The organism is Leptolyngbya sp. FACHB-60 (assembly GCF_014695775.1).
Classification (GTDB): domain Bacteria; phylum Cyanobacteriota; class Cyanobacteriia; order Phormidesmidales; family Phormidesmidaceae; genus Nodosilinea.
The window spans coordinates 29,483-49,849 of the sequence record NZ_JACJOX010000051.1 but is presented as its reverse complement, the minus strand read 5'-3'; the positions used below and the strand labels follow the sequence as shown (position 1 = coordinate 49,849).

The window sequence follows — 20,367 nt, the reverse complement described above, 5'->3', positions numbered from 1 at the left end:
CTACTAAATAAAAGGGATTCAGGGAAATTGCCACCAATTCTCAGGGCGCTATCAGCGTTGCCTAGGGGAGATACGTTAAGTTAAATAAAACAAGGTTCTGACCACGGCATGGTTGGCGATCGCCGGTCCTTACACCCTACTGATACTCTGCCATGAAGCGACGCAAGCTACTGGAAGCGGGCACCGCCGTTGTTGGCGGCACCTGGCTTTTGAATAATTTCACCGCTGAAGTCCTCTCTAATCAACTGGATACTATGGCTACTACCAACGAACAGTTTACCGTCAACAAAACCGATCAAGAATGGCGCGATCAGCTCACTTCAGAGCAGTTTCGCGTACTGCGCCAGCACGGCACCGAGCGGGCTGGTTCTAGCCCCCTCGACAAGGTCTATGAGCCCGGTACCTACAACTGCTCGGGCTGCGGCACTCCCCTATTTACCTCTGACACCAAGTTTAACAGCGGCACCGGCTGGCCCAGCTTCTACGCGCCCATTGAGGGTGCCATCGCTACCACCACCGATCGCTCCTTCTTTATGACTCGGGTCGAAGTGCACTGTGCCAACTGCGGTGGTCACCTGGGCCACGTCTTCCCCGATGGACCTGCCCCCACCGGCCAGCGCTACTGCATGAACGGGGTCTCCCTGGAGTTCGTGCCCAAGACAGCCTAGACTCCTAAGCTCGTCTTTTGCCCCCGTTGCGGCCTCGGTCACAACGGGGGCTTGCTGTTGCAAATCTTGTAACCCAGGTAGTTGCTCCCGTTAGCCTTCCTAGAATGGGGCAACAGTTACAAGAGAATGCCATGAAGACACAGACAGGATTATCGCGGTGGTTTGGGCTAGCTGCTGGCTTCGGTCTACTGGTTGCCGGTGGGGCCGGCATTTCGATGGTCACCCAGGCCAAACCGAGCCTGGCCCAAACGGCGGAAGCATCGGCTTTGTCTGGGGTGTGGCGACCCGCCAACGCAGCCGATGAAGCACTAATTTGGCGCTTTGTGCTGCAAAGCCCCATGGGGGTAGCAGCACTCAACCAGCTTGCCATTGAAGGCTTTATCAGCCCCCTCTGCGAAAAGACGTTGTACACCCACGCAACGTACGAGTCATTCCAAACGTTATTGCAGGTGCAGTGCCCTACGCCGGGGGGCATCTCTACTGCCCGAGCCTACGACGAAATGCGCGTTACCTTTAACCGTTTTGAAGATACTATCGACAGCTTCTCGGTAGAGCGCATCTACACCGACTGACGCCTGAGTTTTAGCCACCTGAACGGATGAGAACGCAGGTCAACCTAAAGCAACGCTGTCGCACGGTGTGTTGAGCTGTAAGCCTGACACACCGCCAAGTCTAGGCCAATGCGTTAGCGCGCTAGCTTAACGCATCTTCATAAAAATTGAGACATTTCTAAGGTTTGCCAACTTGCTTAATTACTGCTGGCAATCGCTCCTTTGAGTGGCAAAATATTGCTCGGCTTTTTTCTTAAGAAATACATCTAATGAAAGAAGCTGCTGCTAACTGAGCGCCATACCATTTATTCATGGAATCAAATTTTTAGTATTAGCGCTAAAAGCCTATTTTTTCGCCAGTCCAAAAGTTACTAAAGAGTGAATAAATATGGCATTAAATCAAGTAAATACCTGACCAACCAGACGTTGTGTATCCCAGTTATCTGGTCATACTTTATTGAGTTCAAAGCCATGCTTTTTCAAAATAGAGTTGATGCTGGGCAACGATTGGCCAATCTGTTGCAGTCCTACGCCAATCGGCCTGGTGTAATCGTCATTGCGCTACCCCGAGGTGGCGTACCGGTTGCAGCCCAAATTGCCAATGCCCTTGAGGCTCCCCTAGATGTACTGGTTGTGCGAAAGCTGGGTATACCGGGGTTTAGAGAGACCGCTATGGGGTCGATCGCCTCGGGAAACTTTATATATTTTAATCAAGATCTAATCCAGCGGCTGGCTATTTCGCCTGAAGCAATTGATGTCGTGGTGCAGCACGAACAAGAGGAACTGCGGCGGCGAGAGAAAGCGTATCGAGACAATCTTGCTCCTCTGGATCTGCGCGATCGCACCGTTATTTTGGTTGACGATGGTCTAGCCACCGGGGCGACAATTCAGGTTGCTATTGAAGCCGTTAAGCAGCAGCGTCCTAAGCAATTGATCGTAGCCGTTCCGGTGGCTGACCGTGAGGCTTGCAACTGGGTCGGAACTGTCGTTGACCGCATCATCTGTGCCGAGACTCCTCAACCGTTCTATGCGGTAGGGCTTTGGTACGAAGAATTTGCTCAAACCTCTGACGACGAGGTGCGATCGCTTCTGCATCAGGCCAAACACCGTTTCCGAGAGACCGCCAGCTGTCCTCAATACCCCCACCGCTCTCATTGATCTGCCTTGGCGAACCCCTCATAGTGCCAGAGCAGCAGTTCCCTCAGTTAGGGCGCGCTTGACATTTATCTGTCGCCCTAAACATAGAATTTGTTGGCTGTTACTTTTGGGCTAAGCGGGCTCAACCGCTGGTGGCAACTCCCATGATCAGCTCTTGGGTGTTTGAGTCAGAAACGTTTCTTTTAGCTCAGTAGCGTTCCATAAAGCTGTCATAATGGCTTGGCCATTATTAAAATAAGTAACGTGAGGCTGGCTCTCTAAGGCCGATTGTCCATGCCCTCTGCTGCAAAGTTGAGGGGGTTTTGTGCTTCTAATTTTGCCCTGTCGCGCGTCCTATGGCCTTTTCTTCCATTACCCGTGCTCTGCAACGCTCCCCTTTAGCTAGGGAACTGCTAACTAAGCTCGACCAGCAGGGCCAGCTGGTGCTCAACGGCGTGGCTCGATTGCCCAAGGGGCTTGTATCCTCAGCTCTGGCCCTAGCTCAGCAGCGCCCCTTGTTGGTCATTACCGCCACGCTAGAAGAAGCCGGACGCTGGGCCACCCAGCTCGAAGCCATGGGCTGGGACACTGTGCACTTTTACCCCACCTCCGAAGCCTCCCCCTACGACCCCTTTGACCAAGAGTCAGAAATGACCTGGGGGCAGCTGCAGGTCTTGGCAGAGCTGTTAGCCCTGCGGGCTGCTGGGGAAGCATCGCCATTGCGCAAGCTGGCGGTGGTCGCGACCGAACGGGCATTACAACCTCACCTACCGCCGGTCTCAGCCCTAGAGCCTTACTGCCTGCGGCTGGAGCTAAAGCAGGAAATCAACTTCAAGGCTTTGGGACAGCGGTTGGCTGCCCTCGGCTACGAGCGCGTCACGGTGGTTGAAACCGAGGGCCAGTGGGCGCAGCGGGGCGACATCATCGACGTATATCCGGTGGCGTCAGAGCTGCCGGTGCGGCTAGAACTGTTTGGCGATGAGCTGGAGCGCCTGCGAGAATTTGACCCCGCCACCCAAAGATCCTTAGACGCCATTGACCACTTGGTGCTCACCCCTACCCAGTATGGCCCGGTGATCATTGAGCATTTGCGATCGCAGGGCAAGCTGGAAGGACTGCTTTCTGAAGCCGCTCAAGAAGGGCTAGAAAGCGGCATTCTGCCCGAAGGCACCCGCCGCTGGCTGGGGCTAGCGTTTTCCCAACCTGCCTCTCTGTTAGACTACCTGCCCGAAAACACCCTGATGGCGGTGGATGAGGTAGATCAGTGCCAGGCCCACAGCGATCGCTGGCTCGAGCATGTCGAGGACCACTGGAACGAAGTCAATAGCACCAGCCCGGCAGAGGGAGAGACGGCGGTTCAATTGCCCAAGATCCACCGCGCCTTTCTCGACACCCTCAGCGATGCTGAGGTGTTCCCTCGCATTGATCTATCTGAAATTGCTGAGGCCAACAGTGGCCTAAACCTATCGAGTCGTCCGGTGCAGGCGATTCCGCACCAGTTTGGCAAGCTAGCCGAGACGATTCGCAAGGAGTGCGATCGCAAGTACTCGGTTTGGCTGGCCTCGGCCCAGCCCTCGCGCTCGGTGTCTCTGCTGCAAGAGCATGACTGCCCGGCCCAGTTCATTCCTAACCCCAAAGATTTCAATGCGATCGACAAGCTGCATACCCAGCATGTCCCTGTGGCGGTCAAGTATTCAGGATTGGCGGAATTAGAAGGTTTTGTGTTGCCCACCTTCCGCATCGTGGTGGTGACAGACCGCGAATTCTTTGGTCAGCACACCCTCGCTACCGGGGGCTACGTGCGCAAGCGGCGGCGGGCTGCCTCCAAACAGGTCGACCCCAACAAGATGAAGCCGGGGGATTTTGTCGTTCACCGCAGCCACGGCATCGGCAAATTCATCAAGCTCGAAAGCCTGGTGCTCAACAATGAAACCCGCGACTACCTAGTAATTCAGTACGCCGACGGGCTGCTACGGGTGGCCGCTGACCAAGTGGGCTCCCTCTCCCGCTACCGGGCGGCCAGCAGCCAGGCCCCGGTGCTCAACAAAATGACCAGCACCGCCTGGGAAAAAACCAAGGGCCGGGCCAAAAAAGCCATCCAAAAAGTGGCGGTAGATCTGCTCAGGCTCTACGCCCAGCGGGCCAAGATGGAGGGCTTTTCTTACCCCGCCGACATGCCTTGGCAGCAGGAACTCGAAGACTCCTTTCCCTACCAAGCTACCCCCGACCAGCTCAAGGCGGTGCAAGATGTCAAGCGCGACATGGAGAGCGATCGCCCCATGGATCGCCTAGTCTGCGGCGATGTCGGCTTTGGCAAAACCGAAGTTGCCCTGCGCGCCATCTTCAAAGCCGTCACCGCCGGGCAGCAGGTAGCGCTGCTGGCTCCCACCACCATCCTCACCCAGCAGCACTACCACACCCTCAAAGAGCGCTTCGCTCCCTACCCGATCCAGGTGGGGCTGCTCAACCGCTTCCGCAGCCTGACCGAGAAAAAAGACATTCTGCAACGGCTAAAGACCGGCGAACTCGACGTGGTAGTGGGCACCCACCAACTGCTTGGCAAAGGGGTTGCCTTCAAAAGCCTGGGGCTGCTGGTGGTCGATGAAGAACAGCGCTTTGGCGTCAATCAAAAAGAGCGAATTAAATCCCTCAAAACCCAGGTGGATGTGCTCACCCTCAGCGCTACCCCGATCCCCCGCACCCTCTACATGGCCCTCTCCGGCGTGCGCGAAATGAGTCTAATCACCACGCCGCCGCCGTCGCGTCGCCCGATTAAAACCCACCTGTCGCCCCACGATCCCGAAGCGATCCGCACTGCCATTCGCCAAGAATTGGATCGGGGTGGCCAAGTGTTCTACGTGGTGCCTCGGGTTGAGGGCATTGAGGAGGTTTCTGCCAAAATTCGCGAGATGGTGCCAGCGGCGAGAATTGCGATCGCCCACGGCCAGATGGACGAAGGCGAGCTGGAATCGACCATGCTCACCTTCAGCAACGGCGACGCCGAAGTGCTGCTCTGCACCACCATCATCGAGTCGGGGCTGGATATCCCTCGGGTCAACACCATTCTGATCGAAGATGCCCACCGTTTTGGCCTCTCTCAGCTCTACCAGCTGCGGGGAAGAGTCGGACGGGCGGGCATTCAGGCTCACGCCTGGCTGTTTTACCCCAAAAAGTCTCTCACCGACAAAGCCCGCCAGCGCCTGCGCGCCATCCAAGAATTTACCCAACTCGGCTCGGGCTATCAGCTGGCCATGCGCGACATGGAAATCCGCGGCGTCGGCAACCTGCTGGGGGCCGAGCAGTCGGGGCAGATGGATGCGATTGGCTTCGACCTCTACATGGATATGCTCGAAGAAGAAATCGCCGAAATTCGTGGTCAAGACATTCCCAAGGTGGAGGACACTCAGGTGGATCTCAACGTCACCGCCTTTGTGCCCAACGACTACATCCCCGACCTGGAGCAAAAGATGGGAGCCTACCGCTCCCTGGCCTCGGCCAACAGCAAGGTCGAGCTAATGCAAATTGCGGCGGATTTGAGCGATCGCTATGGCCCCATCCCCTACGCCACCGAGCAACTCGTGCGCATGCTGCAACTCAAGCTGGTGGCCAAGCACGCCGGTTTCTCGCGCATCAAGCCCGAGGGCAAGCAGCACGTGGTGATGGAAACCCCAATGGAAGAGCCCGCCTGGAAGAAGATCAGCGAGAATCTGCCCAGCCACCTGAAAACGCGCTTTGTCTACAGCGGCGGCAAGGTCGTGGTGCGTGGCTTGGGCGTGCTCAAACCCGAAAAGCAGCTTGAGAGCCTGACCGAATGGTTGGGGTATTTGCAGGGGGCAATGCCAGAGCCAGTGTTGGGGTAAGGTCGTTGGTACATTTCGCATGAGCTATGCATGAGTGGTATTGAACGTGAGATTACTCTCGATACCAGACACGTCGCCAAGCATTTGCCCAATACGCCTCAGGTGCAGCGACTACTCCGACGAGGCAGGGCTGCTCATATTTTTAAGAATGCAGCCACAATGGAGAGGGTTGCCCAAGCCATTATTGCTAGGGGCGAGTTTACAGGCAGCATTCGAGGGTATGAGCGTTACGGCTTGTTTTTTGCCGAAGCCATTGGTTATCGCATCAACCCCAAAGATGGTTTAAGCACTCCGTTATTTTATGGAGAGGTAAAAATTGATGCAGAAGATCGATACCACGTCATCCCCCGCACACGACCCAGCCAAGACTGACTGGGATTTCGTTGAAGTGTGGATCGACCCCTTGCTGTCTCCGCCCTACCTCTTGTTGTTAATAGGTGAGCCCTCTGGCAGTTGCCTCGTACACGATCCATCTGATGGCTACAAGATTGTATTTAGCAGCGCCACCTACGACGAGGCTCAAACCTGGCTGCTAGAAGACGAATATGAGCCCATTGAAGGACGGCTTTCCTCCTCAGATTGATAGAGAAATTGATGTTTCTCCTACTATTAAAGGAGCTGTTTCTCTGCTGTGAGTGATTTCAATATTTGAACTCCAGCGAGAACCTCGGTTCCTCCTTGCTGCTAATCGACGATTATCCTCCCGTATAACTCTACCTAGGCTAGAGCCAGCAGACTTTGGGCCTTCCTAAGCTAGAGAAATTACCAGACCAGTGCGTGCATCGCTGTTGGGCAATGTCCTGGTTTGCTCGACTTAAAATGTAAATGGCTAAAGTTTTGCCTCAGCTTATAACTAGTGCCCCCTCAGTCACAATTGAGGAACCGGCTCAGTCAGCTCGGGCTGCTGGGTTGCGCTACGTCTGCGACGATCGCCCCGGTTGGGGGCGGCGGCGCAGCGGCAAGGGGTTCATCTACTTTGACGAGAGGGGCGATCGCATCTCAGACCCCGACCAGCTGAAACGAATCAAGGCTCTAGTGATTCCCCCCGCGTGGGAAACGGTGTGGATCTGCCCCTCTCCCGACGGTCATCTGCTGGCTACCGGCCGCGACGGCAAAGGTCGCAAGCAGTACCGCTACCATCCCAACTGGCGGACGGTTCGCAACCAGACCAAGTTTGACCGGCTGATTCCCTTTGCCTATGCCCGCCCCCTGATTCGCGAGGTCACTGATCGCGATCTTCGCCTGCGGGGTCTACCCCGAGAAAAGCTGCTGGCGGTTGTCGTGCGGCTGCTCGATGCTACCGTGATTCGCATCGGCAACGACGAGTACCGAGAGCAAAACCAGTCCTTTGGGCTAACTACCCTACAGGAACAGCATGTGGAGGTAGGAACGAGCAAAATTCGCTTTCACTTCGTGGGCAAAAGTGGTGTAGAGCACGAGATTGAACTGAGCGATCGCCGCTTGGCCCGAGCGATCAAGCTTTGCCAAGACCTCCCCGGTCAACAGCTGTTTCAGTATTTGGATGACGAGGGGCAACATCACGCGATCGATTCCGACGATGTCAACCGCTATCTGCAAACCATTACTGGCGAAGACTTCACCTCCAAAGACTTTCGCACCTGGGCTGGCACCGTCTACACAGCCCAAATTCTCAACGAACTAGGGGAACCCACCTCAAAAACCCAGGCTCAGGCCAACATTCGCGAGGCCATTAAAGGGGCGGCGCAGCACCTGGGCAATCGGGTTGCCACCTGCCGCAAGTTTTACGTACACCCCACCGTGACCCAGGCCTACGAAGCCGGCTGGCTGCTAGAAGTCTGGCAAGGGGCAGAACAGGCCCCCAGCGATCTGGATTTAACCACTGAAGAAAAGGCTTTAGTTGCGGTGCTCAGTTATCCCCAACAACAAAAATAAGTTGTCAGGAACCAGGATTTAGCTGCTCTACTCGATGTCGCTGAGCAAACTCGAACTCTAAATCCTGTCAACAACAGTTAGCGCTTTCTCCCCTTGATCAAGGGGAGAAAGCGTATTTTTATAACCTGTTTTACGGAGATGGGTGGTGCTATGAGTGAAACTAAATTACCCGCTGCAAAATCATGAGCGATCGCGCCACCACCGGAAGACTTTCATCACCCGTAACGAGACGCTTCTCAGTAACAAATCGAGGCTCCGTCGTGTCAATTACCACCGACCACTCATAGGGTTGAAATAGCTCAGCTAGCTTAAAATCGATCGTCTCGTAATGGGCATTAAAAAACATCAAAAAGTCATTGTCGCTAATCCGTTCTCCCTGTTTGCCAGGGCTGGGGATCTTGTCGCCGTTGAGGAAAACTGCGATCGACTTAATGTAGCCAATTTCCCACTGCTCTTGGCTCATCTCAGTGCCATCGGGGCTGTGCCAGCTAATATCGGTTACCCCAGTGCCGTGAATGGGCTGGCCCTGAAACCACTTGCGGCGACGAAACACCGGGTGCTGCCGCCGAAAGAAGATTAGCTCTCGGCAAAAATTGATTAGGTCTTCATTGCCCTGGGGCAGGTTCCAGTCGAACCAGGAAACCTCATTATCCTGGCAGTAGCCGTTGTTGTTGCCCCCCTGGGTGCGGCCAATTTCGTCGCCCCCTAGCAGCATGGGCACCCCCTGTGACAGCATTAGGGTCGTCAAAAAGTTGCGGCGCTGCTGCTCTCGCAGCTGCAAGACCTCAGGGTCGTCGGTGAGCCCTTCTACGCCGCAGTTCCAGGAAGAATTGTTGCTTTCCCCATCCTGACTGTTTTCGCCGTTGGCTTCGTTGTGTTTGTCGTTGTAGCTCACCAGGTCGTTGAGCGTAAATCCGTCATGGGCGGTGATGAAGTTAATGCTGGCATTGGGCTGCCGTCCATTCATCTGAAAATAGAGGTCAGGGCTGCCGGTGAGGCGATAGGCAAACTCCCCCAGGGTTTCATCCTGGCCACGCCAAAAATCGCGCACGGTGTCGCGGTAGATGCCGTTCCACTCTGACCAGTTAACCGGAAAGTTGCCCACTTGGTAGCCGCCCATGCCCACATCCCAGGGTTCAGCAATGAGCTTCACCCCCGCTAGCAGAGGGTCTTGGTGAATCAGGTCGAAGAAGGCTGACAGGCGGTCAACGTCGTACAGTTCGCGTGCCAGGGCCGACGCCAGGTCAAAGCGAAAGCCGTCGACATGCATTTCGCCCACCCAAAAGCGCAGGCTATCCATGATTAGCTTTAGCACCTGGGGGCTGCGCATGTGCAACGAGTTGCCGCAGCCGGTGAAATCCATGTAGTAGCGCGGGTCATCTTCCATCAGGCGGTAGTAGCTGACGTTGTCTACTCCCCGTAGCGATAGGGTTGGCCCCATGTGGTTGCCTTCGCCCGTGTGGTTGTACACCACGTCGAGAATGACCTCGATACCTGCTTGGTGCAGGGCTTTCACCATCTCCTTAAACTCGTTAACCTGCTCGCCCAGCACGCCGCTAGAGCTATAGCCCGAGAAGGGAGCAAAGAAGTTAATCGAGTCGTAGCCCCAGTAGTTTTTGAGCCCCTTGTCGACCAGGTGGCCGGGGCAAGAGAGATAGTGGTGAATCGGCATTAGCTCTACGGCACTGATGCCCAGTCGTTGCAGGTGCTCGATGGCAACGGGGTGAGCCATGCCAGCGTAGGTGCCCCGCAGCTCTTTTGGAATGTCGGGATGCTGCTTGGTAAACCCTTTGACATGCACTTCGTAGATAATGGTCTCGTGCCAGGGGGTGCGCAGCAGGGTGTCGTCTTCCCAGTCAAAGGTTTCGTCGATGACGACAGACTTGGGCATTAGGGCGGCGCTGTCGAGATCGGAAAAGGAGAGGTCTTCGTCGGGGCTTTCCCAGTCGTAGCCAAAGATCTCAGGCCCGCTCCCCACTTCCCCCGAAATGGCCTTGGCGTAGGGGTCGATCAGCAATTTATTGGGGTTGAAGCGGTGCCCTTCGTGAGGGGCGTAGGGGCCATGCACTCGGTAGCCATACTCTTGGCCGGGGCCGATGCCAGGCAGGTAGCCGTGCCAAACAAAATTGCTGACTTCAGTCAGGGGAATGCGGGTTTCTCTGCCGTCTTTATCGAAAAGGCAAAGCTCAACTGCGGTTGCATGCTCAGAAAATAACGCGAAGTTGGTGCCTTTGCGGTCCCAATGGGCACCCAGAGGATAGACATCACCGGGCCAAACTGCAACATGCATATGAGTGAAGGGCTTGGGTATAGATGGACAAAAGGCGATCGGCTACACAAGTTTTTCTAAAGTTGTCAGCTAAAAGCAAACAGCCCTAGGAACAAACCTGGGCAACCGTAGTCAGAACACTAAGCCGAGTGCAAATCAGGGAATGTCTTAAGACGCAGGTTTCTGAGCAAAACAAAGCGACCCTTCCTCACTACTATTCGAGAGAGTCAAGGCCGTTTTGTGTCGGCTTTTTAACTGTGTCCGAAGATTATCAGACCTTAGCAAAATCTTTTCTATTCAGAATCTATCTAGGGAAAGACCGAAAACTCGCGATCGCCACCCACCGCACTACTGCAAGGGATCCCTAGTAGCGATGAAACCATTACTGAAAGGGGGATGGCCAACTCAAATCGGCCATCCCCCTCATGTATTTTTTAGGTCAACAGGTTGCCCCTAGGTTGTAATTAGGCGGCTATGTCACTGGCTTTGGAGCGGCGTTTGCCCATGGCTTTGAAGCGTTCGCCTAGCTGATCGGCCACGCTCTTGAGGCCGGGGGAGTGGCGGGCGGCGGTTTTGACGTAGTCGTAGACCAGCAGGCTACCGGTCATCGATTCGCTGCCAACGGCAAGCAGGGTGTCATCGACGGTTTCGGTGAGCTGCTCTAGCAGGCCCAGCACTTCGCTGAGGGCGACGGTGAGTTGGTAGTCGCGGTTAAGCTCGGCTATGTCAAACTTGCCGGGGACAATGTCGGGATTGTTTTGGGTGGCGGTGACGCTGTTGCGGACAAAGGCGAGGCTTTTGTCGCCCATTTTGATGCGCTTGCGGCGTTCGTCGGGGGTGAGGTTGATGAGAAAGGGCAGATTGTTTTGAATGACGGCGATCGCCCCTTTGATCTCGGCCATGGCTGGGTCCGAAATGCTGGCACTGATGTTGTCGTAAGGCATACCCTGAATTTTCCTTCTTTAAAGATGCGGATTATGGTGGCCTAACCGGACAGAACGTTTGAATGGTTTGCTCGGTCATAGGTGAAACATTCCCTGCGATCGGTAGGGGAGAGCGAGGGATACCCTTATGCTGAAGCAATTCAGCCATTAAGCTGAGGGTAAACTCACCACAACTCTGCGAACAGATCCCCTAATGAAACTTGGGCGTTTATTCGGCAATTGGGAACAGCAGCTCTGAGTTTATCAATTCCATTTATATTGTCAGGTTCGAGGTTGAGGGATTTGAGGTTGGTGAGATTGGCCAATGCATTCACATCGCTTACCTTCGTATGACTGAGGTCAAGGGAGGGGAGGTTGGTGAAATTGGCCAGCGCACTCACATCGCTCACCTGGGTATGGCTGAGGTCAAGGGAGGGGAGGTTGGTGAGATTGGCCAACGCACTCACATCGCTCACCTGGGTATGGCTGAGGTCAAGGGAGGGGAGGTTGGTAAGAGTGGCCAACGCACTCACATCGCTCACCTTCGTATAGCTGAGGTTGAGGGATTTGAGGTTGGTAAGATTGGCCAACGCACTCACATCGCTCACCTTCGTATGGCGGAGGTCAAGGAATGCGAGGTTGGTGAGATTGGCTAATGCACTCACATCGCTCACCTGCGAAAAGGTGAGGTCAAGGAATGTGAGGTTGGTGAGATTGGCCAACGCACTCACATCGCTCACCTGCGAAAAGGTGAGGTCAAGGGATTTGAGGCCAGTGAGATTCGCCAGCGGACTCAAGTTTTTGAGCCTCCTTAAAGCCCAACCTGAAGAGGGTAACTGACCTATTTGCTCAACTGATTCCTTAACATAGGGAACTTTTTGCCAATCCTTGAACGCGAGAAGAAGTTCCTCCTTGACCGCTTCTGAGTTGTCGATAAAGTAGGCCTCAAGACACGCGAGTGCTCTTGGTCCTTCAATTAATCTTAGTGTTCGGACACAGGCAGCGCGCTCTTGAGATTTCCAACTCTTCCGATACTTTAGGTATGGAATGACTGCTTCACCACATGTTGCAAGTACCTCTGCATCCGTTTTATTTCGAGGTGGCAAAAGCTGCTTCGATAATTTCTCAAACACCTCCTGAATGTCCGTGTCGTTTAGTTGATAAGTGTTGGTAACGCATCGAAAGAAGAGAAATTGTCGAGCTCTCACTTTGGCCGCTTTGGCCTTTGCTTCTTTTGAACGTCTGTTACCTAGTGAGTCGAGTGGTGTTTTTTCAAGAATGGCTCGCACTAACTCAGTAGCAAAGCTCGATCCATCTCGTGGTAGGGCAACCGCAAATAAAATCACGGGTTGCCAAGCAGGATCTTCAGCGTGGTTTGCCATTATCTGAACTTCACCCATGTTGAAAAATCGTTCTGCTGCCAGAAACTCCTTAAGAGTGTTGTGCAAAAATTCAATTCGCTGCTCGCTCGATTCTTGCAACATGCCGCTGCGCTCAACTAATGCTCGGCGAAGTGTGGTGGGTTCAACTTCGTTCAGACCATAACTTTTGAGGGCTTCGGCTAACTGTTCATCAGCTTCCGTCTCCGAAATGGCAGATACACCAGAGAGCACCATATGATAAGCCAGTTGTGACAGCAAGCCCTTACGAATCCGAAAATCAATCTTGCCATAGGCTTCATCAATTACCCTCTGTGCATCAAGCTTCAGTCGCTCTTTGTCCCGCCGGTCTAGCAGCATTTCGCAGAGCTTTTCACATAAATCGACCGGCGTTTCAGGCAGATTTTCTCGCCGTTGCAGATGCAGCGCACACACCACTGCACACAACAGCGGGTTCACCGTCAGCCTTGCTACAGCAGGTGTTTCATCCAATCGCTGCTTGAGCCGCTTAGCTAAGGGTCGTAGATCAGTTGATTCGTTTGAGTTTCGAAGTTGCACCTCCATAGCCTCGTGCCACCGATCAACAAATGTATTACGGTCAGCAGATGTCATCGGCTCAACACGGGCAGATACAAAGCCTAATTCATAAAACTCAGTCCGCTCAACTGCATTTGGTCGAGTAGTCACTACATAATAGTTGTCAGGATAAGTTTTAATTAATTGACTAATATCTTGAAGCGCTTCATCCCTCATAAGAGGTGGTACTTCATCTATCCCATCAAACATAATGAGCGATTGACCATTATTCAGCAACTCGTAGACCCAACCTGAAGGCGGATCGGGCAGTTCTTTCGCAAGTAGTAACGGAAAGTCTTCTGGACGAGGCAATGTACCATTCGGGCAGTCTCGCAGGCGAATTACGAAAGGAACCTTATCTCGCCAGTCACTCATGATGACAGAGTTTCTAGCGACAATAGTGCCTTCGGATTCTTGATACAAGTCCAGCTGATTTAGATTTTGTTTGAGGCTGATATCTCTATTATCTATACAGTTACTAACTTTGCCTGCTTGTACAGCAGCCCATCGCAGCAGCGTGGTTTTACCGCAGCCTGCTCCACCTCGTATCAGCAATCGATTGGTGGCGATACCTAAGTCCTCAAATACCTCCTCTGCTGATTTTGATGTCGGCTCCAGCTTCGTATCTTCTTCCTTATCCGTTACCTCCTCCGCCTCGACATCTTCCTCAGCTAAATTTAGCGAGACGTAGGCTACTGTCAGTGAATATTTTTTTGACTCCCGTGGCACATCGATGCCAAACAACTGCATATAGTCAAGCCTATTGACAACTGCCTGCCGATACCGCGCTTCATAATCAGTAGCCTGTTTCTGCGGAAAGATTATTGCTGCCGAATCTGTTGTCTCAGCAGTAGTCTTCGGATTATCGGACGTATCAGTGTGATCGCTGCTGGTTTCTGTATCCGGCAATTTTGCTATCCAAGGGGTGAGATGATTTAGCGACCAACAGCCCAAATCATCAGTTCGGTTAGCGATACAGCGAGACACCCAGCCCTTACCCTTGTTGTCATACTGGCGTAACCAGACTTCTCCAGCCCCTGTATCAAAGTTTAGTCGTACCAGGTTATAACCATTTCTAGGGCTATCGGACCACTCATGACAGGCACCAGCTGAAATTATGGTATGCCCTGTAGAACCATCTAAACGGACAAAATCCTGATGTTCATGACCATGCAAAACAAATGGAAATTCGTGTTTTAGGTCACGGTCGAAGTCAGGATCCTCTTCTGATACCAACCAGTTAGATGGATGGTGCATTAAAGCGATAGCAAAATCATTAGGTGGCATTGCTTGAAGTAATGTCTCAAGCTGGAAGCGTCCTGCCATCCAAAGCTTTCCCTTTTCGGAACGGCCCGCTCCTGTTGACGACCATGCCGAGTTAAATCCAGCAATGCCAACCCGAACTCCCGCAACTTCGCGGGCATCAGCATAAATTAAATGCTTTCGTCCGGTTAATAAATGCTCATATCCATAGTTGTCTAGAAACCGCTCATAGTCGTCGAGTCGCCCTAGAATTCGCTGCCAATCAATACCCGCTGATTGAACCAATCTAACAATCTCATCCAGTGACTCTGTCGACTCCAGACCAAGAGTCTCAAATTTGGCAATTCGAGTTCGATTGACATCGTGATTGCCTGGCACCAGAAAGATATTGCGCTGTTCTACTTCAGGGCTAAACGCTGTACGAACCTTCTCTAGAAAGTCATGCGCCTCTCGAAACTGATCAGCAATCAACTCTCCGCGTTCGCTGCCAACCTGCCCATAGGCGGCATCTCCTGTGAAGAAAATCAAATCAGGACGCAAGCCCTGCTGGTCCTGCATCTTTTTCAGATCGGCGCAAAGCGTATCAGTAACTCGCTTCGAATCCCATCTCGTCTTTGGCTTACAAGCGTGTAGGTCTGACAGATGGAGCCAAGTCAGAGTTCGAGTCATCGGTTAGGAGAAAAGTAGGGTGCGGAACCGTTACAGCTAGCTAGGTTTGCTCTAATCTTAATCTCAGTATCCAGAGTTGTCCGCAATGTCTGATCGCCAACCGCCTGATTCTCTGCCTGAAGCCGCTTCTAACGCTCTCTCTAGCGATATCCAAGCGTTTGAGCTAAACCTATTGAAGGAAGAATATTTCTTCATACAGAACATCATTGAAGACTATAACAAGCAAATTTGGGTCATCAAAGCCCTGGGCATAACCGGCACAGGGGCCTTATTGGGACTAGCGTTGCAGCAAAAGCAGAACCTCTTCGCCTTAATTGGGTGCGCCATCCCAATTTTTTTCTGGATACTCGAAAGCCAGTGGAAGCATTTTCAAAGGGGTTTTTCCCTCGCGTTGTTGAACTCGAAACAATACTTCTCAATGGGCATCAGCTTAGAGGGCCAGCTATCTACACTGTTTGGAGCCGTTCTTTCAAACGTGCTCCTGTCTCAAAGCGGCAAGGCTATATTTGGGATGGTTTGTTGAACCCTAGCGTGTTTGTTAGCTACGTCTTAGAAATCGGATTCTTGCTTGTCGTTTATGCCTTGGATTTGGTGTAGTCTTTTAAGCTTCTTCCGCCCTTAATGCTTCCGATGACGCTTCAGCCCCAAGTACAGAACGCTAGGGCGTAGAGTAGTCGGCTGGTGCCCACCCTGCTGAAAATGGGCACCAAATAAAGGCCGTTTGCTAGCTTAGCTGTCGATGTCGCAGCAGGTAGCTAAACACCTCCCCCTGCTCAGGGGTAATCAAAATCCCCGACTCCGGTATCGTGAACTGGCGGCTCCACTCCAGCCGCTCGGCGTATTGCAGCAGATGTAGGTGGTTGATCGCCCCCTGCACCCCCTCCGGCGAACCAATCACCAGATGGCGCAATCGCTCGCGCCCCGGCTGGGCATTTGGATTCGCTAGCAACAGCGGACTGGTCGCCACACCCCTACAGGCCGACGACGCCAAAAATGGCAAACACAACATGAGGAATTCCTCCAAAACAATGGTGGGTAGGAAATTCCCCAAAAATTTGGCCGCCCCAGACTTTGTGCAGTTCGGGACGGCCTTGGGTAATAATCACCTTAGCCTCCGAGACAGCGCGCTCTGTCGATGGGGTTAGCTGCTGGTTGGTGTTGGCGCACCTTCCAGCGGCGCTTGACCAAATTTTCAGGAAGACAAGCTGCACTCACACAGCCTTAGCTCAGTAAGATATCTCATTCGGCCTGCGCAGACAAGTTAAATTTGTTACAGCTTGATAATTGAGCTGCATGGCGGCGAATCGCCTTCGGGTGAAGGCGATCGCGACGAGCCCCCCTTGATCCCCTCTTAAAAAGGGGGTGAAGACATACCCTCTAATCTATAGCTCGGCCAAAAAAGACCGCCCCCTTTTTAAGGGGTGACGGTTAGCACCAAGACCATAAGAAACTGGGGGATCCACTTTACCCGGCTGAGTAGACTCTGAACCTAACCGAGTAGTCTCTGAGCTTAGTCGAGTAGTTTCTGAACCTAGCTGAATAATCTCTAAACCTAGTAGAAGCGCTCTCCGAGCCTAGACGAGTAGCCTTTAAACCTAGCTGAGTAGCCTTTGAGCTGAGTTTAGTAGTCTCTGAGCTTAGCCGAGTAGTCTCTAAACCTAGATGAGCAATCTCCGAGCCTAGTCGAGTAGACTCTGGACCTGGTCAAGTAATGTTTGAGCCTACTGACAAACTACTAGCTACTGCACCACCTGCCGCATGTAGTTGCCCCATACCGCCGCCGCTTGGCCGCTGCTGCCCTGGGTAGAGGTGTTGTCGTCGTTGCCCAGCCAAACGCCCGTGGTGAGGTCGCGACCTGGGACGAACCCTATAAACCAGAGGTCGCGGTTGTCGTCAGTGGTGCCGGTTTTGCCCGCTTCCCCCAGGCCTAAAAAGGCGCTGCGGCCAGTGCCGCCCTGCACCACGCCCTGCATGAGCCCCGTCAGGGTACTGGCAATGCTGGAGTCAATGGCTTGGCGATCGGCGTCTCCGGCCTGGCCAAACTCGTAGATGACGCGGCAGGTGTTGATGTCGTTGAGGTCAGCGCAGTCGCTGCTGTCGAGCACCCGTAAAACAGCGTGGGGTCGGTTCCACACGCCGTTATTGCCCACGGCAGCAAAAGAGCCGGTGATTTCCAGCGGGGTGACTACACTTTCGCCCAGGGTGAGACCTGGCGAGGCCACCAGGTCAGACTCGATGCCCAGGCGCTCGGCTACGTTGATGACGTTGCGCAGCCCCGCCTCCTGGGCAATGCGCAGGGCCACCACATTCTCAGAGCGGGCCATACCGGCATACATATCCAGCGGGCCCGAGCCCGACCGGCAGCCCGCAAACCGTTGGCCGCTCCAGTTCATCGGCTCACAGGAGAACGATCGCCCCGGAGAAATGCCCTGCTCTAGGCCCGCCCCGTAGGCAAACAGCTTAAAGGTTGAGCCCGGCTGGCGCAGCGCCTGGGAGGCCCGATTGAACTGGCTCTGAGCAAAGTCTATGCCACCCACCAGGGCGCGAATAGCTCCGGTGCTGGTTTCGAGGGTGACCACAGCCCCCTGGGAATAGGCTAGAGCGGCTCCCTGGGTAGCGATATCCTGGCTGAGGGTTTTTTCTGCCGCCATCTGGAGATCTAGATCGACGCTGGTCTCCACATAAAAGTTGCCCTCCCGCGCCAGGGAGGTGCCCAGCACGTTGTCGAGCTCTTCAAAGACATAGCTGTAAAAGTAGGGGGCACGAGTGCTTTGGAGCTGACGGGTGGCATCGGGGCTAATCTCAATGCGCGATCGCCGCGCCCGTCGCGCATCTTCCTGGCTAACCATGCCCAAAGCCACCATGCGATCGAGCACAAGATCGCGGTTGGACACGGCAGTGTCGTAGTTTTGCACGGGGTTAAAGGCGTTGGGAGCGGGCAAGATACCCACCAGGGTTGCCGCCTCCGACAGGGACAAATCGCGGGCGGGCTTGTCAAAGTAAAACTGAGATGCATCCTCAAAGCCGTAGAGGTTTTCGCCCAGATAAACCCGGTTGAGATAGGTGAGCAGCAGGTAATTTTTGCTGTAGAAAGTCTCCAGCTTGAGGGCTGTGATCGCCTCGCGAATTTTGCGCCCCGCCGAATCTTCAGTGCCTGTGTACTCGCGATAAACGCTGCGGGCCAGCTGCTGGGTAATCGTGCTGCCCCCTTGGCTAATACGACCACTGCGCAGATTAACCACCACTGCCCGTAAAACGCCGAGGGGGTCTACCCCCAGGTGCCAGTAGTAGCGAGCATCTTCAGACGCAATTAGAGCCTGGGGTAGGTAAGACGAAAAGTCGCCTATGCGGCGCATTTCTTGATGAGACTGAGTTAGCTGCTCCCGTAGCGGCACGGTAGCCCCGTCTTCTTCACCCAACACTACCACGGGTCCCTGCACCGAGTCGGGCAAAGGCCGCATCGGAATTTTGGGCCACTCTATCCCAACAATCCAGGCACCCACAGCTAGCGAGAGGCCGGTAAAGCCGTAAAGGGTGTAGCGGGCAGTTTTGACGTACCAGGGGGGCGGCTCGCTAAACCGCAGCTTGACGGCATCCTCTAGCTCCGGCGGGCCGAGGGTGTAGACATCGCCGTGGTTCATCACCACCTGGGTGAGCCGCTTTTTGCCCCGATAAATGCCGTTGGTGGAGTTGCGATCCTTCATTACGAAGGGCTGGCTGGGGCGGTTGGTGTCGCGGGTGAGGGTGGCGTGCACCTGGCTGACAATGGGGCTGGGGGCCACAATGTCGCACTGGGACGTGCTGCGCCCCATAATGTAGTGCTCGCCCAGCAGAGGATAGGTGGTGGGCTTGCCGTTGACCGTGACCTCTAGCTCGGCAGCGCGAGCCCCAGGCTTGACTGCCAGCTTGCCAAAGTCAACCTTGGCTTGCACAGCCTGAAAGGCCTGGGTAACGGTTTTGAGCAGGGTGCGAGGTGGGGATGGGGGTGAGGGCGACATGGCAAGTGGCAATAAGCCCAACCGAAATACTGCCCTATTGTAGTCATAAGCTTCGCGATCGCTCTGGCAGATAGACCACTTTTCGAGATGGTTTTCTACATCAGTGCTTCCATTCGGCAGGTGTGCCAGCCATCACAGGGGACAGGCCAGCTCAGAATTCCTGATCTGAGCCTCATAGTCATATAAGTTAGTAAACCTAAATTAAGACATCATCAAACAGAGCTGTAGGGCACTGCTAGGCGTAGTCGTAACGCATCGCTCTGCAAGGTGCTTATGTATTCGCGATCGCATTGACAATCTCACAGAAGTCTTTTAGTCCGCTGCCAAAGTGCGTTCAATTGTGACCACTTATTTCTTCCATTTTGTGGAAACTCCGAACTCAACCAAAAGAGAGAGGATGACTGCAAACAAGATTTATAACTTGAACCATGTGCATGTTCATTTTATGTCTCATTTGAGACTAGGAGATTCAGATGAAATTCAATTCTAAAGTGCTTTACTCTTTTGCGGTTGGTGCTCTTTCTCTAGGACTTGCTCAAGGAGTTCATGCTCAGCAACAACAAAATGGACTTGTGAATGTTGGTTTGAGTGACGTTTTGAATGACCTTGCTATCGCTCTTGACGTCAATGTGGGTAATATTCCTGTCACGGTGCAAGCGCCCATCGGTGTTGCTGCCAATGTCTGCGACGTTAACGCCAATGTTCTAGCCGAGCAGGTACGGAACGGCGGGGCTGAATGTGATGCAGAAACCACGTCGCAAGCGCTAAATGAAATTGTCCAGCGCCAATTAGTAAATCAGTAATAATCTTCTAGATTAACCGTCAGGCAAGGCTTCAGAAAATAATTTTCTGAAGCCTTTTTATGCTTTCTTATTATCACAACTAGCAGTGCCATACAAAAGTTGATGATTGCGAACTTCTTAGCACCTGATTTTTCTTTTTGATTAAAACCAAGGCGATCGTGCATCAGCTTTTTAGGGGCACTGAAATATTGTTCCCTGCATATTTAATTTAGACTTGTAAAAGATACTGATAAAAGATATAGATGGCTAGCTAAAAGTAAAGACATGAATGACAAGATAAAAGTTCCTTGCGGCTCACACGCCTGTGAAATACAGACGTCAACCGCTTAGACAGCAAAAATCGCAATTTGGGATACA

15 protein-coding genes are annotated in these 20,367 nt (G+C 53.4%); 9 read left to right on the top strand and 6 right to left on the bottom strand.

The window, feature by feature from the left end; genetic code table 11:
* Window positions 1-152 precede the first annotated feature (152 nt).
* The 7 genes from msrB (at window position 153) to H6F57_RS20155 (ending at window position 8,130) form a co-directional block, all read left to right on the top strand.
* Entirely contained in the window at window positions 153-668 is a 516-nt protein-coding gene (gene msrB / locus H6F57_RS20185) for a peptide-methionine (R)-S-oxide reductase MsrB (protein ID WP_190627444.1), read from the top strand.
* Window positions 669-799: 131 nt separating this feature from the next.
* A complete protein-coding gene (locus H6F57_RS20180; protein WP_190627442.1) occupies window positions 800-1,240 on the top strand; it encodes a hypothetical protein in 441 nt (146 codons plus the stop codon).
* A gap of 450 nt (window positions 1,241-1,690) precedes the next feature.
* A complete protein-coding gene (locus H6F57_RS20175) occupies window positions 1,691-2,377 on the top strand; it encodes a phosphoribosyltransferase (RefSeq protein ID WP_190627440.1) in 687 nt (228 codons plus the stop codon).
* Between the two features lie 335 nt (window positions 2,378-2,712).
* Window positions 2,713-6,216, top strand: a complete 3,504-nt coding sequence (mfd, locus tag H6F57_RS20170; protein WP_190627438.1) for a transcription-repair coupling factor — start codon at window positions 2,713-2,715, stop codon at window positions 6,214-6,216.
* 30 nt (window positions 6,217-6,246) lie between these two features.
* Window positions 6,247-6,588, top strand: coding sequence for a hypothetical protein (locus H6F57_RS20165; RefSeq protein ID WP_190795027.1), 342 nt, complete (start codon window positions 6,247-6,249; stop codon window positions 6,586-6,588).
* Complete coding sequence (locus tag H6F57_RS20160) at window positions 6,536-6,799, top strand: hypothetical protein (protein ID WP_190627436.1); 264 nt, start codon at window positions 6,536-6,538, stop codon at window positions 6,797-6,799. Before H6F57_RS20165 ends, H6F57_RS20160 begins: the two co-directional genes overlap by 53 nt.
* A gap of 242 nt (window positions 6,800-7,041) precedes the next feature.
* Window positions 7,042-8,130, top strand: coding sequence for a DNA topoisomerase IB (locus H6F57_RS20155; RefSeq protein ID WP_190627434.1), 1,089 nt, complete (start codon window positions 7,042-7,044; stop codon window positions 8,128-8,130).
* A gap of 160 nt (window positions 8,131-8,290) precedes the next feature.
* On the opposite strand, the gene glgX is transcribed toward H6F57_RS20155, so the two are convergent.
* The 3 genes from glgX to H6F57_RS20140 form a co-directional block, all read right to left on the bottom strand.
* A complete protein-coding gene (glgX, locus tag H6F57_RS20150; protein ID WP_190627431.1) occupies window positions 8,291-10,420 on the bottom strand; it encodes a glycogen debranching protein GlgX in 2,130 nt (709 codons plus the stop codon).
* A gap of 443 nt (window positions 10,421-10,863) precedes the next feature.
* A complete protein-coding gene (locus H6F57_RS20145; RefSeq protein ID WP_190627430.1) occupies window positions 10,864-11,343 on the bottom strand; it encodes a hypothetical protein in 480 nt (159 codons plus the stop codon).
* A gap of 164 nt (window positions 11,344-11,507) precedes the next feature.
* Window positions 11,508-15,209 (bottom strand): leucine-rich repeat domain-containing protein, encoded by a 3,702-nt coding sequence (locus H6F57_RS20140; RefSeq protein ID WP_190627428.1) that lies wholly within the window; start codon window positions 15,207-15,209, stop codon window positions 11,508-11,510.
* Window positions 15,210-15,294: 85 nt separating this feature from the next.
* On the opposite strand from H6F57_RS20140, the gene H6F57_RS20135 reads away from it, so the two are divergent.
* A complete protein-coding gene (locus H6F57_RS20135) occupies window positions 15,295-15,732 on the top strand; it encodes a hypothetical protein (protein WP_199289727.1) in 438 nt (145 codons plus the stop codon).
* A 201-nt stretch (window positions 15,733-15,933) separates the two neighbouring features.
* Here the strand turns inward: H6F57_RS20135 and H6F57_RS20130 are convergent, their stop codons facing one another.
* The 3 genes from H6F57_RS20130 to H6F57_RS20120 form a co-directional block, all read right to left on the bottom strand.
* On the bottom strand, window positions 15,934-16,218 hold the full coding sequence (locus H6F57_RS20130) for a hypothetical protein (protein WP_190627426.1): 285 nt from the start codon (window positions 16,216-16,218) through the stop codon (window positions 15,934-15,936).
* On the bottom strand, window positions 16,181-16,420 hold the full coding sequence (locus H6F57_RS20125) for a hypothetical protein (protein ID WP_190627424.1): 240 nt from the start codon (window positions 16,418-16,420) through the stop codon (window positions 16,181-16,183). Before H6F57_RS20125 ends, H6F57_RS20130 begins: the two co-directional genes overlap by 38 nt.
* Before the next feature lie 528 nt (window positions 16,421-16,948).
* The gene (locus H6F57_RS20120; RefSeq protein ID WP_190627422.1) at window positions 16,949-19,207 is read right to left on the bottom strand and encodes a transglycosylase domain-containing protein; all 2,259 of its coding nucleotides are present in this window, start codon (window positions 19,205-19,207) and stop codon (window positions 16,949-16,951) included.
* Window positions 19,208-19,680: 473 nt separating this feature from the next.
* On the opposite strand from H6F57_RS20120, the gene H6F57_RS20115 reads away from it, so the two are divergent.
* Window positions 19,681-20,010 carry a hypothetical protein gene (locus H6F57_RS20115; RefSeq protein ID WP_190627420.1) on the top strand — a complete coding sequence of 110 codons (330 nt, stop codon included), beginning with the start codon at window positions 19,681-19,683 and terminating at the stop codon, window positions 20,008-20,010.
* Window positions 20,011-20,367 lie beyond the last annotated feature (357 nt).

Excerpts from the sequence above, each read along its gene's own strand:
- msrB (WP_190627444.1), top strand. The coding sequence starts at position 153 with ATGAAGCGACGCAAGCTACTGGAAGCGGGCACCGCCGTTGTTGGCGGC.
- H6F57_RS20180 (WP_190627442.1), top strand. The coding sequence starts at position 800 with ATGAAGACACAGACAGGATTATCGCGGTGGTTTGGGCTAGCTGCTGGC.
- H6F57_RS20175 (WP_190627440.1), top strand. The coding sequence starts at position 1,691 with ATGCTTTTTCAAAATAGAGTTGATGCTGGGCAACGATTGGCCAATCTG.
- mfd (WP_190627438.1), top strand. The coding sequence starts at position 2,713 with ATGGCCTTTTCTTCCATTACCCGTGCTCTGCAACGCTCCCCTTTAGCT.
- H6F57_RS20165 (WP_190795027.1), top strand. The coding sequence starts at position 6,247 with ATGAGTGGTATTGAACGTGAGATTACTCTCGATACCAGACACGTCGCC.
- H6F57_RS20160 (WP_190627436.1), top strand. The coding sequence starts at position 6,536 with ATGCAGAAGATCGATACCACGTCATCCCCCGCACACGACCCAGCCAAG.
- H6F57_RS20155 (WP_190627434.1), top strand. The coding sequence starts at position 7,042 with ATGGCTAAAGTTTTGCCTCAGCTTATAACTAGTGCCCCCTCAGTCACA.
- glgX (WP_190627431.1), bottom strand. The coding sequence starts at position 10,420 with ATGCATGTTGCAGTTTGGCCCGGTGATGTCTATCCTCTGGGTGCCCAT.
- H6F57_RS20145 (WP_190627430.1), bottom strand. The coding sequence starts at position 11,343 with ATGCCTTACGACAACATCAGTGCCAGCATTTCGGACCCAGCCATGGCC.
- H6F57_RS20140 (WP_190627428.1), bottom strand. The coding sequence starts at position 15,209 with ATGACTCGAACTCTGACTTGGCTCCATCTGTCAGACCTACACGCTTGT.
- H6F57_RS20135 (WP_199289727.1), top strand. The coding sequence starts at position 15,295 with ATGTCTGATCGCCAACCGCCTGATTCTCTGCCTGAAGCCGCTTCTAAC.
- H6F57_RS20130 (WP_190627426.1), bottom strand. The coding sequence starts at position 16,218 with ATGTTGTGTTTGCCATTTTTGGCGTCGTCGGCCTGTAGGGGTGTGGCG.
- H6F57_RS20120 (WP_190627422.1), bottom strand. The coding sequence starts at position 19,207 with ATGTCGCCCTCACCCCCATCCCCACCTCGCACCCTGCTCAAAACCGTT.
- H6F57_RS20115 (WP_190627420.1), top strand. The coding sequence starts at position 19,681 with ATGAAATTCAATTCTAAAGTGCTTTACTCTTTTGCGGTTGGTGCTCTT.